Genomic DNA, 16,286 nt, shown 5'->3' on the forward strand with positions numbered 1-16,286 from the left:
TCGGGTAATCAGTGTGGTCCTGCGGACCAGACGCGTGTGGGGCCAGCCATGAGACAATCCAGAAGCGCCTCGGTAAAGTCCCAGATCTGTTGATCATGGACAAGATGATGGGTCAACACGCCAAAAGGTTCGGTTGGGTCGGCACGTCCCTCTCGGCGATCCTGCAGCATCGAGACGGTTTTGGCGATCAACGCATTCGGATCGGCCAACCCTCGCTTACCACGCCAGTCGATCGGATCCAGATGGGTATTGACCTGAGTCAGGCCCGGCGCTGCTTCTACGTGCGTTCTGGGCGTGGCCGTGGACAGGAACTGATAGCCGATCTCCGCAAGCTCTGCCGTCACTTCGGGCGCGATGCGGTTCCAAGGGGGGACGAACATCGGGCACAGACGATCACCGAAGGACTCCTGCAGACGCAGGAAGCCATTGCGTGCATCAGACACAATCGAGGCGGGCGGACGATGCAGGCGGAACTCGGACTTCTTTTCGCCCTTTGGTGCGTGGTTCTCGTGCGCCCAGCCGTGAACCACCGGAACCAAGCTGGTTTGGTTGGCAACCTGGTCGACCAGATCCTGACTGGCATCGCGTGGAATGATGGCCAGATGAACCGGCAGCCCGGTTCGGGATGACAGGCCCACCAAACGGTCCAATTGCCGGCTGGGCGCGATCGCGTCATCGTCCCGCCACCACAGTGGAAGCGTAAGCCCAGCCTCTCGCCACACCTGCAATTCGGATCGCAGCGGTGTCCAATCGGTTGTCATTGCCGAGCCTCCCAGAGTGAGGTGGCAATCTCTACCGACTTGCGGGCTCCGTCAAACCCGCCATCCAACGGTTTGCGCGGGCCTTGATGCAGAACGCGGTCGACTGCTTGGGCCAATGCCTCTCCGGTCAGCTTCGCGCTGGGCAGCACGTCGACGGCTGGCAGGCGCGCGAGGCTCTTTGCCCTCAGGGTCTGCTCCACTTCCTTACCATCGTCGAATGGGATCAGAACGGCCGGGGTCGCGCATTGCAGCAAGTCCATGGCGGTGTTGTACCCGCACATGCTGACCGAGGCTGCGGCCAGCGGTAGCATTTGTCTGAAATCCGGACGTACGGGCTCCAGAATGACATTTTCGCCATTTGTCATGTGCCTCAGTTCGGCAATCCGGTCTTCGGCATCCTGACCGCCGACCAGCAGGCGCCAGCGCCAGTTGGGCATCTTTTGGGCGGCCTCGATGGCCGCGCGAAAGATCGGTTGCCCGACCGATCCGCCGCCAGCGCTGACCAGGATTTCATTCGCTCCTTCCCCCTGTTCATGAGGACCCGGCGCAGGCGGGGCAACAAAGCCCGTATAGAACAGGCGTCCGGCCAAGTTGCCTGTAACCGGCCAGCTGGCATCCAGCGGCGTGATTTCGGGGTCGGAATGAACCAGTACGCCGTCATAGAAACGCACAATGATTTCTTCGGTCCGTACAGCTTTGGCGGGTTTCGACGGTGGCGCGAGGATGTCCCGGACCGAACTCAGAACAACCGGACAGGACGGCAGTGACCGCGCAGTGGACAGCAGGGCCAGAAATTCGTCGGCCAAGCTTCGGCGCCCGAAGGGATAGAGTTCCGTTATCAGGACATCGGGGTTTACCCGTCGAACAGCCTCGGTCAGGGCAATAGCGCGGGAGTTCAGATAGGTCGCGTCTGCAATATCTCCGTCGGCCGTCAGCAACCGCGTGAAATCGGTACCATCCGAACGCAGGGGTGGCAGTGCCAGCAGGGAAACTCCATCCGCATTCAGTTGTGGTGCAGGCATCCCACCGGATGCGACGGTCACGTCGTGTCCGGCATCCGCAAAAGCCCGACCCAAGGTCAAGGCTCGGCTGAGATGTCCGGTCCCCAGCAGATGGGTGACGACGATCATGGTCCTCATGACCCGGCCTCGCGCGGGATAAGCCGGACGGGCTCAGCCTCCGGTCGCATTTGCTCCAAATCGACCACGTAGAGACGATTGCGTTTGATGCGGAACGGCGCGGGGCCTGTGAACTCCCACCCCCAGGCAAGCGCCAGGATGACCCGCATGATTCCGATATGGCAGACAGCTACGTTGTCACCGGTCAGGCTGGACAGCCATGGCACAAGGCGGCGGCGAATGTCGGCCGGGCTTTCGCCGTTGGGGGGACGAAATTCCCAGCTCCAATCCTCGATATGCCGGTAACCAGTGTTGGCATCTGCAATCAGGTCTTCCCCGCGTTGGCCTTCCCAGTCGCCCCAATTCATCTCGACCAGGGCGGCCGAGGTTGCGGGTTCGCGTCCGGCGACCAGCCGCGCAGTTTCGCTGGCGCGGGTCAGGGGGCTGGACCATAGTTCGGCCCGGTCCCAAGGAGTTGGCAAGCGATATCGGGCCAGTTCGGCCTTTGCCTGATCATCGAGGCTGATGTCGCTGCGCCCCTGAATGCGCCCTGCGCGGTTCCAGGCGGTATGACCGTGGCGCAGAAGGGCCAGACGTGTCATGACATCTCCTCTACCAGCGAAGAAACTCCCGACCAGAACGTCCGCGTTGCGGTTGGCATCAAATGACGGCCGGCCACGTAGTCGCGCGCTTTTTGACCTTCGCTCCGACGCAGTTCGGGATCGGACAGCAGCCGGTCAATTCGCTCGGCCAGCGCGGCGGCGCCGTAATCAGGGGCAGGATGATTGGCAGGCGCCAGTACGTCGCGCACTCCCGGGCGATCCTGGGCGACAACGGGGACGCCCGCGGACTGCGCCTCGAGATAGGTCATCCCGTAGGCTTCGTTGACGCCCGGCCAGACCAACAGAGCAGCATCGGAGTAAATCGTTTCCAGGTCATCGCGGCTCAGCAGGCCCAAAAAACGGACACGTGTGCCGAAGGGGGCCATCAAAGCCTCGACATCCGGGCGGGCTGGCCCGTCGCCGGCGATGTTCAGCGTCCAATCCTCATTCAAAAATGCCAGCGTATCGGCCAGAATGCGGAAGGACTCCAACTTGTCCCCGTATCGCATCATTCCCACCGTCAGCATCGGCCCCGCGCATCGAGAGGGCCGAGGCAGGTCCGATCGGGGCAGGAAGGGTGGGAGTTCAATCAATGACTGATCACCGAACCGCTCGCGTTCCAGTGTGATCAAGTCATTTGCTGTGTGATAGAAGATCACCTGCGCGGCGTCGCAGGCATCGTGCGCAGCTTGGGCAAAGCCGGCCCAGGGCCCGGAAAGGCGCGACATGGCGCGGGTGCTCTCAAGCTGAACATAGGGTATCCCGCGCGCCCTGCAGACCGCCGGCCCCAAAAGGTCCGGAGCTTTGTAGTAGTTGTGATAGGTCACCCAGAGGCCTGTATCTGCAGGCAGTTCTGTGCTCAGTCGGGTGACCTCGGCCGCGGCTTCGCGGTCGAGACGGTTCTGAAGGTCCGGGTCTCCGGTTTTGTCATAGATGCGCAGCCGCGAGACCAGATCAACGCGATGCCCTTCGGCCCCGATTGCAGCCATCAGGTTGCGAGCCATTTCGCGGTCGCCGGACGGAACCGGGCTGTCTGGGGCTTTCATCGGCGCATAGAAGGCGACCCGAACCATCAAGTACCCTCCGCGCACAAGGCTTTCAGGCGGCGGGACAGACGCGCAATGCCGGGGTCCATGCGAAAATTGGCAAGCAAGCGGTCATAAGCCGCATCGGCCATGATTGCCGCTTTCTGCGGGTCGGCGGCCAGGGTGGAAATGGCGTCTGCCAGCGCCTTGGGTTCGTCATCGGACAAGATGCCGTGCACGTTGTTGCGGATGAATTCAGGAATGGCCGAGACCGGAGTGGACAGGATCGGCAGTTTTTGCGACGCGGCTTCCATCAGGACATTGGGCAGGCCGTCCCGGTCGCCGTCCGCGGCGATGCGGCTGGGCAGCACGAACAGATCCGCATCGCGCATGGCCGCAATGACTTCGGGTTGATCGCAGGCGCCTTTCCAAGTGATGCGATCCTGCAGGCGCAGATTTTCCGCCAGGCTGCGCAGGTTGTCCGACAAGGTGCCGCCGCCAATGTGGGTCCAGTGCCAGTCGATCTCTGGGGGGAGTATGGCCAAGGCGTGGATCAAGCGATCAAAGCCTTTCTTTTCTACCAGTCGTCCGACGGACACCATATGGAACCGTTCATCGACGGATCGCAGTTTTCGTACGGGCGGCTCAGGAAATCGCGTCAGGTCCAGCCCGTGATAGATCAGATCGACACGGGCGGGGTCATCGGCCAGATCGCGCAAGTGCCGCGCGCCGATCTCGGTGCAGGTTGCGCCGAACGCCGCTCCGAAGGTGTCAGCGTGAAGTTTTTCACGCTTTTCCCACTCGGGCGACGTCCAGATATCCTTGGCGTGAGCCGAAAAGCTCCACGGCAGGCCGCGCATGATTGCAGCATAGCGGGCAACCGAGGACGGGGTATGCAGGAAGTGGGCATACAGCGCGCGCGTGTCGCCGGGCAATTCCGCGGCCAGAACGCAAGCCTGTCCAAAGCGGCGGATCCGGTTGTGCGTGGGATCGCGACGCAGATCCTGTCGCCACACCCGGTAGGCCTGTGCGTAACCCGGAAGCGCCTGTGCGGTTCGTCTCGCCGCCCATACGCGTTGGGGTTCCTGGTACAGGTATTCGGGAAGATAGTGCACCCGCCCCTGAAATCGGTCGTGCAGGGGGTGGCGTTTGGTGTCGGTTGGGTGGCGCAATGACCAGATGTCGAAGGCGTGGCCGGCATCCTGCAAAGCAACCAGTTCCTGAGCGATGAACGTCTCGGACAGGCGCGGCCAACCTTTGACCAACACCGCCAGTCTCGGCTCTGCGTCGGTCATCCGGTCGCTCGTTCCTGTTCCACGCTCAGCAGGGCCTCGACCCGATCAGAGACATAGTCCAAGCCATCCAGCAAACCGGCCCGGATCGCCTGCGAGGGAAGGGGCTGCTGCGGCAGGTTGCGAATGGCCGTGATCATCGCATCGGCCGTCAACCCATCACGGGTCTCGTCCAGCATCCGCACAAGACCCAGTTCCTCGGCGCGCGAGGCGCGGATCCACTGTTCCAGCCGCGGGGTGGTTCGCGGGACGATCACCGCGCGTTTGTCAAAGGAGAGCACCTCGCAGAACGTGTTGTATCCGCCCATGCAGACCACACCCGCCGCGCCGGCGAACAGGGTTTCGATCTGGGATTCGAACCCGACCGCCGTTACACGACCGTTCAGGGCCGCCACGCGGGCCTCGAATTCTTCGCGCAACTCACCGGACAGGAAAGGGCCATAGACGAGCAGGGCTCGGGGGGACAGATCAGGGTCTTTTTCATATGCGGACAGGACAAGGTTGACCATTGCCTTCCCGTCGCCACCGCCTCCGGGCGTGATAAGGATATAGGGCTGCTCGGGAGGTTCGCCGACAGGGCCGAGATCGCGGCGCAGATAGCCGGTCCAGTGAATCCGCGCCTGCGCCGACGGGCTGAGCGGCAATCCTTCTGTCGGGTCATAAACCGACCGCAGGCCGTAGACCCAGATTTCGTGATAGTACTTCTCGGTCGCGGCGACGGCATCCTTTCGGGCCCATTCCGCCGCCAGAACCTCGGGTTCGTCCAGAACGTCGCGAAGACCCAGCACCAGTTTGGCGCGCCCGGATTGATGCAGCTGTTCCAGGGTGGGCAGCAGTTCGCCTCGGAATCCGGTCGGCTCCTTGTCGACGACGACGACGTCCGGGTCGAATTGGCGCATGGTGGTCTGAATCAGTCCCGAGCGCAGCTCGGTGACCTCGTCAATCCCCATTCCGATCGTGCGCGCGGCATACGAACCATCGGCCCGCTTGGTCACGCCCGGCAGGCGCACATGGTCCACGCGCCGCGGAAAAGTGAAGCGCCCGGCAACGGGCGAGCCAGTCAGGATCAGGGCCGAGGCCCGCGGGTTCGCCCGCGTCATTGCCGCAGCCAACGCTCGGGAGCGTCTGAGATGACCCAGTCCGAACGTATCGTGACTGTAGAACATTATGCGCGGAGCGCGACCGGTCTGTTTGTCGTCGATGCCTAGGCTCATGCCCTCGCTCGTATCTTTGTTACGGTGCAGTTTCCGCGCGTTTCGCACCAGTTATCTTATATTTTTTGACGCCGCCTGCCAAAGGGTCTGTGTCAAAGCCGCAAATGCGTCAATCATTGCGATTTGGCAACAGCCATTGCGCAAGTCACCAATAACGCGAAGCCTGCAACATTCCCCGAAGTTGGCAAAGCCCGGATTTGCCGGATGCTGCCTGCTCTTATCGGAATTCCAGAGGGTTGGAAACATCCTGCCTTTGGGCTTGCGCCAAAAACACGGTCCTACACGATGTCGGGAAGCAGCGAGTGGATCGTTTGATCAAGGCCGGTGCGTTCTATAGGCTGCCGTGCAGCAAGAGATCAGGATGCAAGACCTTATGAAACCGAACTTTCTTGTCCGTGTACTGTTCCTGACGTGGACAATCGCTCTGGTATGCGCGACCGGTGCGGCGGCGCAGACCTCGCTGATCCCGGGGTATCCCGGGGCGTCCGGTGAAACAGAGGCCCCGCAGGACAACGATGTTGCAGCCGCGATCCGCGCCGCGACCGAGGCGGGCGCCAGCGTGATCGTCATCGACAGCGCCGGGCAGGTCGTATCCTCGGTTGGGCAGGCTGGTGACCAGCCCGAGGACGTCGCTCATGATCCAATGGCGGAAAGTTCGCAGTTGATGAAGGCGCAGGAGCGCTTTGCCAAGTTCAGCGAAGCCGTGCGATCCCGCCTTGAGGCGTTGCCCTATTCGATCTTCGAGGTACGCTACATCCTCGAGCAAACCAGTCCTGATGGCCGGATTTTCACCTATGTCGAGGTGCTGGGATGGAACATCCTGTTCCTGATGGTTGGCCGATGGCTGTCGATCGAGCTGTACGGCAAGCGCTTTGCCCGACGGTGGGTCGTCGCCCGGATCAAGGAAAACCCGCAGGGGTATCGGGAAAAGATGCCGTTCCTTGTGTTCCGGTTCCTGATGGGTATCGGGGCCACGGTGTTTGCAATGCTGATGGCTCTGATCGTCGGGTATCTGTTCTTCGGCGAGGCCGAAGATATTTCGATCCAGTTCACCGTCACGGCGATTTTCACGGCGTTTTTCCTGTCACGTACGGTTTCCGACCTGTGGCGGATGGTGCTGTCGCCGTATCTCAGCCAGTACAGGCTGCCGCCATTCTCGGACCGTGACGCCAAGCGGCTGTACATCTGGGCATCGGCGCTGGCGACCTATGACATTACCGCTGTTCTGTTTTCCACCTGGGTGGCGGATTTCGGGCTGAACTACAACGTCTACGCGATGGTTTATGGCGGGCTGACCCTGATCGGGATGGTCGGAAACATCCTAATGATCCTGTTCAATGCCCGGGCCATTTCGAACGCCATCCGAGGCGGCCGCCAGCCAGACCAGGTGTCTTGGTTGCTGCGGTTCGTATCATTTGGCTGGGCCCCGGCCCTGATCGTCTATCTTGTCTTCAGCTGGTTCAAGCTGGCGGTGGATCTGGTGCTCGAGACCGAGGACTCGCTGCCGATCGTCGCAAGCAGTTACATGATCTTCATGTCGGTCGTCATCGCCTATGGCGCCATGAACTATCTGCTCGAGCGGTACTTCGATCGCAACCGGCAGATCGAGGCTCTGAATGCCGAGCTCGATACCGATGAAGATACCATGCGGACCTCGGAGACGCCCGAGGCGGAGAAGCGCAAGCACACATTGGTGACCTACGAAGATCTTGCGCGGCGTGTCGCGGGCATTCTGGCCTTTGTCGTCGGCATCTACGCACTGGTCGTCATCTGGAATCCCGAAGCCAGCTGGAGCGAGGATTTGCCCATTGGCAGGGCGCTGGATGTGATGGTGATCCTATTCATCGGCTACATCCTGTTCCACTTCTTCCGGATCTGGATCGACACCAAGATCGCCGAAGAAACCGATGATGGAGCCGCCGAAGCCGAGTTGGGTGACGAGGGCGGAGAGGGCGGTCAAAGCCGCCTTGCCACGCTGCTGCCTTTGTTCAGGGGCGCCATACTGGCCGTGGTGGTCGTGACCATCGTGCTGATCGTCCTGATGGAACTGGGCATAAATGTCAGCCCGCTGTTTGCAGGCGCCGGCGTTGTCGGTCTGGCCGTGGGCTTTGGCTCGCAAACCCTGGTGCGGGACATTTTCTCGGGCGCGTTCTTCCTGCTGGATGACGCGTTCCGCAAGGGAGAATACATCGACATCGGAGATGTCAAAGGTACGGTCGAAAAAATCTCGGTCCGGTCTTTCCAGCTGCGCCACCATCTGGGGGCCCTGAACACGATCCCGTTTGGTGAAATCAAGGTTCTGACCAACTACTCGCGCGACTGGGTGATCATGAAACTGCCTCTGCGCGTGACCTATGACACGGACGTCGAGAAGGTCCGTAAACTGATCAAGAAGCTGGGGCAGGAGTTGCTGGAGGATCCGGTGATCGGGGACAACTTCATCCAGCCGCTCAAGTCACAGGGCGTCATCGAGATGCAGGATTCCGCGATGATCATCCGGGTGAAGTTCATGACCAAGCCGGGCGACCAGTGGCTGGTACGCAAGAAGGTGTACCAAGAAATCCGCGAGTTGTTCGCGCGCGAAGGCATCAAGTTTGCCCACCGCGAAGTCACGGTTCGACTGGCCGATGGCAAGGATCCCGAAGACCTGTCTCCGAAACAACGCGAGGCGGTCACCGGCGCGGTGCAAGCCGCGATTGACGAGGAGTATCTGGACGATATCGGCCCCGGTGGCGACGACCGCTAGGGCGCTCCCGCCACTTTGACCTGCGGCGCCGCTGCGCCACCGTTCCAAGCGTTGGGCAGGGCCGCGCGTTCCGCGCGGCGGTCGGGCCTTTGTTCAGGTGGTTCGCCACGTGGGATCAGACGTGCCGAGCCGGGATGCCGGGATCGGCCAGTGCATCCGCGCCTCACCGACGCTCAGCGCGGGGTTCAGCCGTTTGCCGGGGCCCCAGCCGGACTCTTCTGATCTGGATGCGTAGTCCCCGGGTTTGGCAGCGGTGAACGGGTCGCCCGTCTCGGATTTCGCGAGGCTGGCCAGCAATTCGGCGATACGGGCAAGCGACAAGCGCCCATCCATGATCGAATGCCCCGAAGCCGCTTCTTTCAGAGCCGAGAGGACAGCGGCGGCCATCAAATAGCCGGTGGCATGGTCAAGTGCCTGAACGGGCAGCGGGGTGGGTTTGTCGGCTCCGGCCCAAACGCGGCCGGCGTCAGCGACTCCCGAGCTCATCTGGACGAGGCTGTCAAATCCGCGACGGGTGGCCCAGGGCCCCTGCCAACCGTAGGCGTCCAGCGTAACTTCGACCCGGTTTGGAGCGATCGTATCGCGCACCTCTTTTGTCAGCCCCAGAGCATCCAGCGCACCGGGGCGGTAGCCATGGACAAAGACATCCGCTTGCGCGAGCAGCTCTTGCAGCTTTTCCAGGCCAGCGGGTGACTTGAGGTCCAGGTATGCGCAGCGCTTGCCGAGCGAGATATCGGGGATCACGCCCGGCTCATCCCAACCCGGTGGGTCGATGCGCAGCACTTCGGCTCCGAACCCGGCCAGCGTGCGGGTGGAAACCGGGCCTGCCAGCACGCGCGTCATGTCGAGAACCCGAAGCCCGGCCAAAGGCCGATCCGCGCGCGCCTGAGGCCTGTCGCGCAGGGTGATCCGGCGTGGGCCGTGCCAGCCGATCAACGGATCCCGCGTCACGGCGCGGCCTTGCGGGTGGTCAAGCCACTCGGCCCGGCTGCGCATGGCGGCGGCAACACCACCCTGCGCCACGATATCCGTTTCAAGGTTCGAGACCGACCAGCTCTTGATGGCCTGCGTCACCGCGGCACGATCCCCCTCGGTCGCCAAAACCCTGAGGGCCGCTTCCCTATGGTGGGGGAGGTTGGTGTGCAACCTGATCCAGCCATCGGCCCCCCGATAGTCGCCCGCGATTGGATCCCAGAGACTTGGCATATCCCAGCCTTCGGGCTTGAACGAGTATCCGAACCACAGCGACGCGAGGCGGTGATCGACCATTGCCTTGGGTGGGAGCGAGACAAGATTGGTGGCCTGCATGAACCGTCCAAGCTCGCGGCCCACGGCTGCAAAGCTGGCAGTTGCCAGCTCGGATACGGCAAATGCGCTGGGAAGCGCACCGGAGCCGGCGACCTGATAGGCCTCGGACGGTGGAAGCGAAGCCAGCAGGCTCATTGCTGATAAGGGTCCAGACTGTCGCGCAGCCCGTCACCCAGGAAATTGAAGGCCAGCACCACCACGATGATCGGCAGCATCGGGATGGCCGTCCACGGATAGATCTCGATCGAGGCGAGGTTCTGCGCGTCGTTCAGCATCACGCCCCAACTGACCGCCGGTGCCCGCAGGCCGAGACCCAGAAAGCTGAGCGCGGTTTCCCCCAGGATCATGGCCGGGATCGACAGCGTGGCCGAGGCAATCAGGTGAGACATGAAGTTCGGCAGCAGGTGCTTGCGGATTACCCGGCCGGAACTGGCACCCATCATCTCGGCGGCGCGCACATATTCTTCTTCGCGCAGCGACAGGAATTTGGCGCGCACGGATCGGGCCAGCCCGGGCCAGTCGAGGATGCCGAGGATGATCGAGATGATGAAGAACACCGCAACCGGCGACCAGTTCGACGGCACCGCCGCCGATAGTGCCAGCCACAGGGGGAGTTCGGGCAAAGACCGCAGGATTTCGATCACGCGGTTGATGACCCAGTCGATCCGTCCACCGAAGTAGCCGGCCATAGACCCGAACAGGATGCCAAGGAAGAATGAGACCGAAATGCCGATCAGGCCCACGGTCAGCGAAAGCTGTGCGCCGTATAGGATGCGGCTGAAGATATCGCGGCCCAGCCGGTCCGAGCCCCAGAGGAACAGTGTCGTGCCTTCTGGTGCGCAGAACAGATGCGTGTTTGACCGGATGAGCCCGGCCAGCTTGTACTCGGATGCCTCGCAAAAGAACCGCACGGGTCGCGGATCCTCGGTGTCAGGGACGAATTTCCATTGGAACGTCTCGAGGTCGGCCTCGGCCACGATCGGGTAAACGAACGGCCCGATGAACTCGCCCTGGTGGAACCAGTTCACCGATTGGGGCGGTGCGTAGAGATGTTCGCCATTTCGTTCGTTCGGGCCATAAGGCGCGATGAACCCTGCAAACGGGAGCATCAGGTAGCAAAGCAGCAGGAAAATGCCCGATATCAGACCCAGCCGGTGTGTCTTGAATTTGCGCCAGACCAGAACCCAATTCGGGGCGTCCAGATCCCTGCGCTCCAATTGCTGCAAAGATGCTTCGGGATCGAACGGGGCGTCGTCGACAAAGCGACCGTCGGGCAGTTTGCTCATGCTTCGCGCCCCTCGTACCGAATACGCGGGTCAAGCATGACCAGCAGAATGTCGGAGATCATGGTGCCGATCAGCGTCAGCAGCGCCACGAACATGAGGATGAAGGCCGACAGGAACTGGTCCTGTGTCTTCAGCGCCGTCAGCAGCGTGGGGCCGATGGTCTGCAAACCCAGCACCACCGAAACCAGAACCGATCCCGACACCATCGAGGGCAGCAGGTTGCCGATGTCAGCCACGAAGGGGTTGAAGGCGACGCGCAGCGGGTATTTGGTCAGCATCCGCGACGGCGACATGCCCTTGGCTATAGCGGTTTCAACATATGGCTTGCCCAATTCGTCCAGCATGTTGGCGCGCAGGCGCTGCATCATGGCCGAGGCGCCCGAGGTGCCAATCACGAATGTGGGCACGATCAGATGAACCAGGATGGATTTCATTTTATCCCAGCTCATGGGTTGCCCCTCAAACACCGGGTCCATCAATCCGCCGATGGGCAAATTGAGGTAACGGTGCCCGTAGTAGAACAGGATGAGCGCCAGCAGAAAGTTGGGCGTCGCCAATCCCAGATAGCCCACGAAGGCGGTCGTATAGTCGACCCAGGTCCGCGACTTGGCCGCCGCCATAACACCCAGAGGCAAGGCCACGGCATAGACGAACAGGATCGCGGCAAGGTTCACGACCACGGTCAGCCACAGCGTGTCTCCGACGATGTCGGCAACCGGACGATCGAATTCGAAGGACCAGCCGTAGTTGCCCTGCAGCAACCCCTCAAACCCATGAGGGCCGGGAAAGAAGCCGACCCAGATCAGGTATTGTTCCCACATCGGGCGGTCCAGAGCGTATTCCTTTCGCAGGAATTCCGCCTTGGCCACACCGGCCGACTGCCCCGAAGCCTGCAGCTCGGCAATCTGGTTGCTGAGATAATCTCCCGGCGGCAGGTTGATGATCACGAAGATCAGCATCGATACCACCAACAGGGTCAGCAGCATCGTGAAAAAGCGATACACCGCGTAGCGGAGCATGATCATCTATCCGCTCCTGTCAGTCGGCGAAGAAGAATTCGTCTGGGCGGTGCACTCCGAAATGCGCGCCGGGTTCCCACGCCCACATGGCCTGTTCGGGAACATTGCGCAGACGGTTTGAAACCACGATCGGCTGGGGCGCGCCGTTCAGAATTCCGATGCCATAGATCTGGTCGGCGTGTATCTTCAACATCTCCTCCCAGACCGCCCGGCGTTCATCCTCGGTTTTTGCAAGTTCCCAGATGTGGTTCAACTCCAGCAAGCGCTGGGCTTCGGGCAGATCGGGCGGCTCGCCAGCTTCGCCGCCGGTTTGATAGTGTTGCCCCCATTTTGGCCAGGCCAGAAACACCTGGTCGGTCGGGGCCAGATAAACCGGTGACGTATGCAGCTGCGGGATGCCATCATCCCAGCCATACCAGACCGAAGCCATCGTATTGCCGGCAAAAACACGGTTGCGCAGGATGTCGCGGTCAAGCGGACGCATGACCAGTTTCACCCCGATTTCCCGCCACGTATCAGTCACAATCTGCAGCGCGTTCTCGACCTCTTGGCGTTCTCCGGCTGTTTCGATCACCAGCTCCATGGGGCGGCCGTCCGGCAACAGGCGTATGCCGTTCTTGTCGCGCTGCGTCAGCCCGACCTCGTCCAGCAGGGCGTTGGCCTGTGCGACGTCGTATTGCGCCCACGCCTGCGCATTCTCTTCACGGTAGAAGGGCGAGGCAGGCAAAACGGACATGGCGGCCGGATGCGCCAGTTTGAAGTACAGCGCCTGGTTGATGGTCTGCCGGTCGATGGCCAGCGAAAGAGCGCGTCGGACACGGACATCGCGCAGCACATTGCGCCAAACCTCGTCTTCGAAATTCAGGTTGGGGTAGATTGCGATCTGTGACGCAACACCAGTTTTCCAGAGTAGCGTCTTGTAATTTCCGTTGGCTTCGCCCTTTTTCAGGATCGAGGCATCCCGAAAATCAAGCCCACGACCCTGCAGGTCGGTCTCACCGGCATTGGCCTTGGCCGCCACCAGGCCGGGAGCAACGATCTCCATCTCGACCACGTCGATGTATGGCAGTTGCAAACCCTTCGAGTCGATGCGGTGGTAATAGGGGTTGCGGACGAAATTGTGCCGGATCTTCTTGCCCGAGCTCGCGTTCAGCCAAGGCTGCAGAGTGGGCAGTTCGTGATTGTCGTACTTGTAGAGGTTGTCCAGCTTGTTGTGCAGGGCGGCCCAGCTTTTGACACGTGCGTCACTGACCTCGAAGTCCAGCTTTTCCTTGTCGGCATATTTCTCATGATAACGCTTCAGGAACGCAGCAGGGCGGTAGATGAATGGTGGTCGCGCCTGCGCCAGTGAGGCCAGAAAGTTCGGGTTCGGGTCGTCCCATTCGTAGATCACCGTCGTTTCGTCCGGGAACGTGACAGTGGGGAGTTTGCCCTCAACCCGCAGGAAATCTGGGGGGCCGGACGGGCTGAGGAGCTCGTTGTTGGCCACGTCTTCCCACCAGTATCGGAAGTCTTCCGAGGTGAAAGGTGTGCCGTCCGACCATTTGTGCCCCTTGCGCAGGTGCAGAGTGTACTTGCGGTTTTCTTCGTTGTCGTAAGACGCCAGCAGATCGGGGACCAGATTGTACTGGGCATCGAAGCCCACCAGTCGGGCGTAGCCATAGACCACCATCTGCCGGATATCCTTGGACCGGGTGACCATCGTGCGCAGGGTTCCGCCCTGTTTGCCGAATTCGCGCCCTTTCGAAGACAGGTCGACGATCAGCGGTTCCTGCGGGATGCGATCTTGCACCGGGGGCAGGTTTCCGATGTCCACCTCGGCTTTCCAGAACGTGCTTTCCTGCAGGTCGGGAAGGGTGTCGGCCCAGGCGGACAGCGCCGCGCCCAGCGTCAGCGCGGCGGCCAGAAACTTGAATCGAGTGGTCTTAAACATGGCAACGTACCTTATGGCCGGGCTCCATTTCCACGAGTGAAGGTATCATGGTGTCAGAAAATCTAAAGGCGTCATCCCAACTGTCCGGAGACCCGGCGCCAAGGGCGACCAGCTTCAGATCGATGGGACGATTGATATCGGGTTCGGGTTGTGCGGCAATCAGAGCCTTGGTGTAGGGGTGGCGCGGGTTGTAGAACAACGTCTCGGGTGGAGCCTGTTCGACGACCAGCCCCTGGCGCATGACCGCGACCTCGTCCGCGATACGGGCGACCACGGCCAGATCGTGAGAAATGAAAAGATAGGACAGGTTCAGACTGTCCTGCAGTCTTTCCAGAAGGGTCAGGATTTGCTCTTGGACCGAAACGTCCAAAGCCGATGTCGGCTCGTCGCAGACGATCAGGGACGGATCCAGCATCATCGCACGGGCGATTGACAGGCGTTGGCGTTGACCGCCGGAGAAAGCGTGGGGGTAGCGCTTGAGCATCCCGGCGTTCAATCCCACGCGTTCGAGCATCTCAGCGGCCTTGTCGCGGCGCTCGGCCGTCGTACCGATATTGTGGATCTCCAGCGGTTCGGTCATCGCATCCTGAATGCGCATGCGCGGGCTCAGAGAACTGTAGGGATCCTGAAACACCATCTGAGCCTTGCGCTGAAACGCCGTGCGCTCCTCGCGGGTCATCTGGTGGACGCGTATCGGGTCCTCGCCCGGCGCGGCGCGAAAAAGCACTTCGCCGCCCGGGTCTGGCAACTCGGCCCCCAGCGCGATCCGGGCCGCGGTGGTCTTGCCCGATCCGCTTTCGCCGACTACGGCCAACGTCTTGCCGCGGGCCAGTTTCAGGTCGACGCCCCGGCAGGCATAAATCAGCTTGCCCGCTTTCCAACCGCGCGACGACCGCATCGTGTAGGTCTTGCACACATCCTTCATATCGAGGATCAGATCCTCGTCCGGCATCGGAATTCCCACGGCTTCCTTGTCCGGGATCTCGGGGGCCGCATCAAACAGTTGGCGGGTATAGGGATGGGCCGGAGCATTCAGGATCAGCTCGGCTGAACCCGCTTCCATCACCCGGCCTTTGTGCATGACGACGACCTGTTCGGCCATATTGGCGACCACGCCCAGGTCATGCGTCACCAAAACCAGCGCCATACCAGTTTCTTTCTGCAGATCCTTGATCAGGCCCAGCACCTGAGCCTGGGTCGTCACATCCAGCGCAGTTGTCGGTTCGTCGGCAATCAGCAATTCCGGTTTGGACACCATCGCCATCGCAATCATCGCGCGTTGACGCATGCCGCCCGAAAGTTCGAACGGATACGAGTCATAGGCGCGCGCCGGATCGGGAAAGCCCACGCGTTCGAACTGCGACAGCACTTCCTTGCGGGCCTCAGACTCGGAGGCGCCCCGATGCAGCCACAGAACTTCGCTGACCTGGTTGCCGATCTTGTGCAACGGAGACAGCGACCGCATAGGTTCTTGGAAGATCATCGAAATTCGATTGCCGCGGATGCCACGCATCTCACGTTCGGAAATTTCGGACAGCGCGACGCTGCCCTTGGAGGTGTTCAGCTGCATTACGCCACTGCGGATCTGGGCCGTTCTGGGCAGAATGCGCAGCACCGCCCGGCAAGAGATCGTCTTGCCCGACCCGGATTCCCCGACCAATGCCAGCGTTTGCCCGGCCTCGACATCGAAATTCACATCTCTGACGACGGGCTCCCCGGCGCCGAAACCGATGCTCAGGTCTCGGACAGACAACAAGGCCGTCATGCGGGCATTCCACCCGTGTGGCCACCACGTGACATTGGTTTTGAACTCCCTGGTTTTTTTGACGCAGTTTCGCGCGCTTGGGGGCGACTAGTCAAATACCTTCTTGGGCTGAAATGTCGCGGAAACGTGACGAACAGTGCATTGTGCCTACACAAAGTCTTGAGTTTTTGTCATCAAAGCCGCGATTGGCCGCGATCGGTGGTCTTTAAAGTATCAG

Annotated in this window: 12 protein-coding genes; 1 reads left to right on the top strand and 11 read right to left on the bottom strand. The window is 61.3% G+C overall.

Annotation, left to right across the window (positions count from 1 at the left end):
* Window positions 1-8: 8 nt before the first annotated feature.
* Genes ACR0EF_RS00705 through ACR0EF_RS00730 form a run of 6 tightly spaced genes read right to left on the bottom strand, consistent with a single transcriptional unit; the run spans window position 9 to window position 6,012 of the window.
* Window positions 9-761 carry a polysaccharide deacetylase family protein gene (locus ACR0EF_RS00705; protein WP_170340368.1) on the bottom strand — a complete coding sequence of 251 codons (753 nt, stop codon included), beginning with the start codon at window positions 759-761 and terminating at the stop codon, window positions 9-11.
* Entirely contained in the window at window positions 758-1,900 is a 1,143-nt protein-coding gene (locus ACR0EF_RS00710; protein WP_170369784.1) for a glycosyltransferase family protein, read from the bottom strand. Before ACR0EF_RS00710 ends, ACR0EF_RS00705 begins: the two co-directional genes overlap by 4 nt.
* A complete protein-coding gene (locus ACR0EF_RS00715) occupies window positions 1,897-2,481 on the bottom strand; it encodes a histidine phosphatase family protein (RefSeq protein WP_170340373.1) in 585 nt (194 codons plus the stop codon). The genes ACR0EF_RS00710 and ACR0EF_RS00715 overlap by 4 nt, the downstream gene beginning before the upstream one ends.
* Window positions 2,478-3,554, bottom strand: coding sequence for a glycosyltransferase family 4 protein (locus tag ACR0EF_RS00720; RefSeq protein WP_170369782.1), 1,077 nt, complete (start codon window positions 3,552-3,554; stop codon window positions 2,478-2,480). The genes ACR0EF_RS00715 and ACR0EF_RS00720 overlap by 4 nt, the downstream gene beginning before the upstream one ends.
* Window positions 3,554-4,801, bottom strand: a complete 1,248-nt coding sequence (locus ACR0EF_RS00725; protein ID WP_170369780.1) for a glycosyltransferase family 4 protein — start codon at window positions 4,799-4,801, stop codon at window positions 3,554-3,556. Before ACR0EF_RS00725 ends, ACR0EF_RS00720 begins: the two co-directional genes overlap by 1 nt.
* Window positions 4,798-6,012 carry a glycosyltransferase family protein gene (locus ACR0EF_RS00730; protein WP_170369778.1) on the bottom strand — a complete coding sequence of 405 codons (1,215 nt, stop codon included), beginning with the start codon at window positions 6,010-6,012 and terminating at the stop codon, window positions 4,798-4,800. The genes ACR0EF_RS00725 and ACR0EF_RS00730 overlap by 4 nt, the downstream gene beginning before the upstream one ends.
* Window positions 6,013-6,385: 373 nt before the next feature.
* On the opposite strand from ACR0EF_RS00730, the gene ACR0EF_RS00735 reads away from it, so the two are divergent.
* The gene (locus tag ACR0EF_RS00735) at window positions 6,386-8,758 is read left to right on the top strand and encodes a mechanosensitive ion channel family protein (RefSeq protein WP_170371967.1); all 2,373 of its coding nucleotides are present in this window, start codon (window positions 6,386-6,388) and stop codon (window positions 8,756-8,758) included.
* A 93-nt stretch (window positions 8,759-8,851) separates the two neighbouring features.
* Here the strand turns inward: ACR0EF_RS00735 and ACR0EF_RS00740 are convergent, their stop codons facing one another.
* From ACR0EF_RS00740 to ACR0EF_RS00760, 5 genes are read right to left on the bottom strand one after another with little or no spacing between them, the layout of a single operon-like run.
* Entirely contained in the window at window positions 8,852-10,201 is a 1,350-nt protein-coding gene (locus tag ACR0EF_RS00740) for a CoA transferase (RefSeq protein WP_170369776.1), read from the bottom strand.
* The gene (locus ACR0EF_RS00745) at window positions 10,198-11,352 is read right to left on the bottom strand and encodes an ABC transporter permease (RefSeq protein ID WP_170365297.1); all 1,155 of its coding nucleotides are present in this window, start codon (window positions 11,350-11,352) and stop codon (window positions 10,198-10,200) included. Before ACR0EF_RS00745 ends, ACR0EF_RS00740 begins: the two co-directional genes overlap by 4 nt.
* Window positions 11,349-12,377 carry an ABC transporter permease gene (locus ACR0EF_RS00750; RefSeq protein WP_170371788.1) on the bottom strand — a complete coding sequence of 343 codons (1,029 nt, stop codon included), beginning with the start codon at window positions 12,375-12,377 and terminating at the stop codon, window positions 11,349-11,351. The genes ACR0EF_RS00745 and ACR0EF_RS00750 overlap by 4 nt, the downstream gene beginning before the upstream one ends.
* Before the next feature lie 13 nt (window positions 12,378-12,390).
* A complete protein-coding gene (locus ACR0EF_RS00755) occupies window positions 12,391-14,304 on the bottom strand; it encodes an ABC transporter substrate-binding protein (protein WP_170371786.1) in 1,914 nt (637 codons plus the stop codon).
* Window positions 14,297-16,069, bottom strand: coding sequence for an ABC transporter ATP-binding protein (locus ACR0EF_RS00760; RefSeq protein WP_170340386.1), 1,773 nt, complete (start codon window positions 16,067-16,069; stop codon window positions 14,297-14,299). Before ACR0EF_RS00760 ends, ACR0EF_RS00755 begins: the two co-directional genes overlap by 8 nt.
* Between the last annotated feature and the right edge of the window lie 217 nt (window positions 16,070-16,286).

The sequence above is a fragment of the Ruegeria sp. CG8 genome (genome assembly GCF_056537165.1).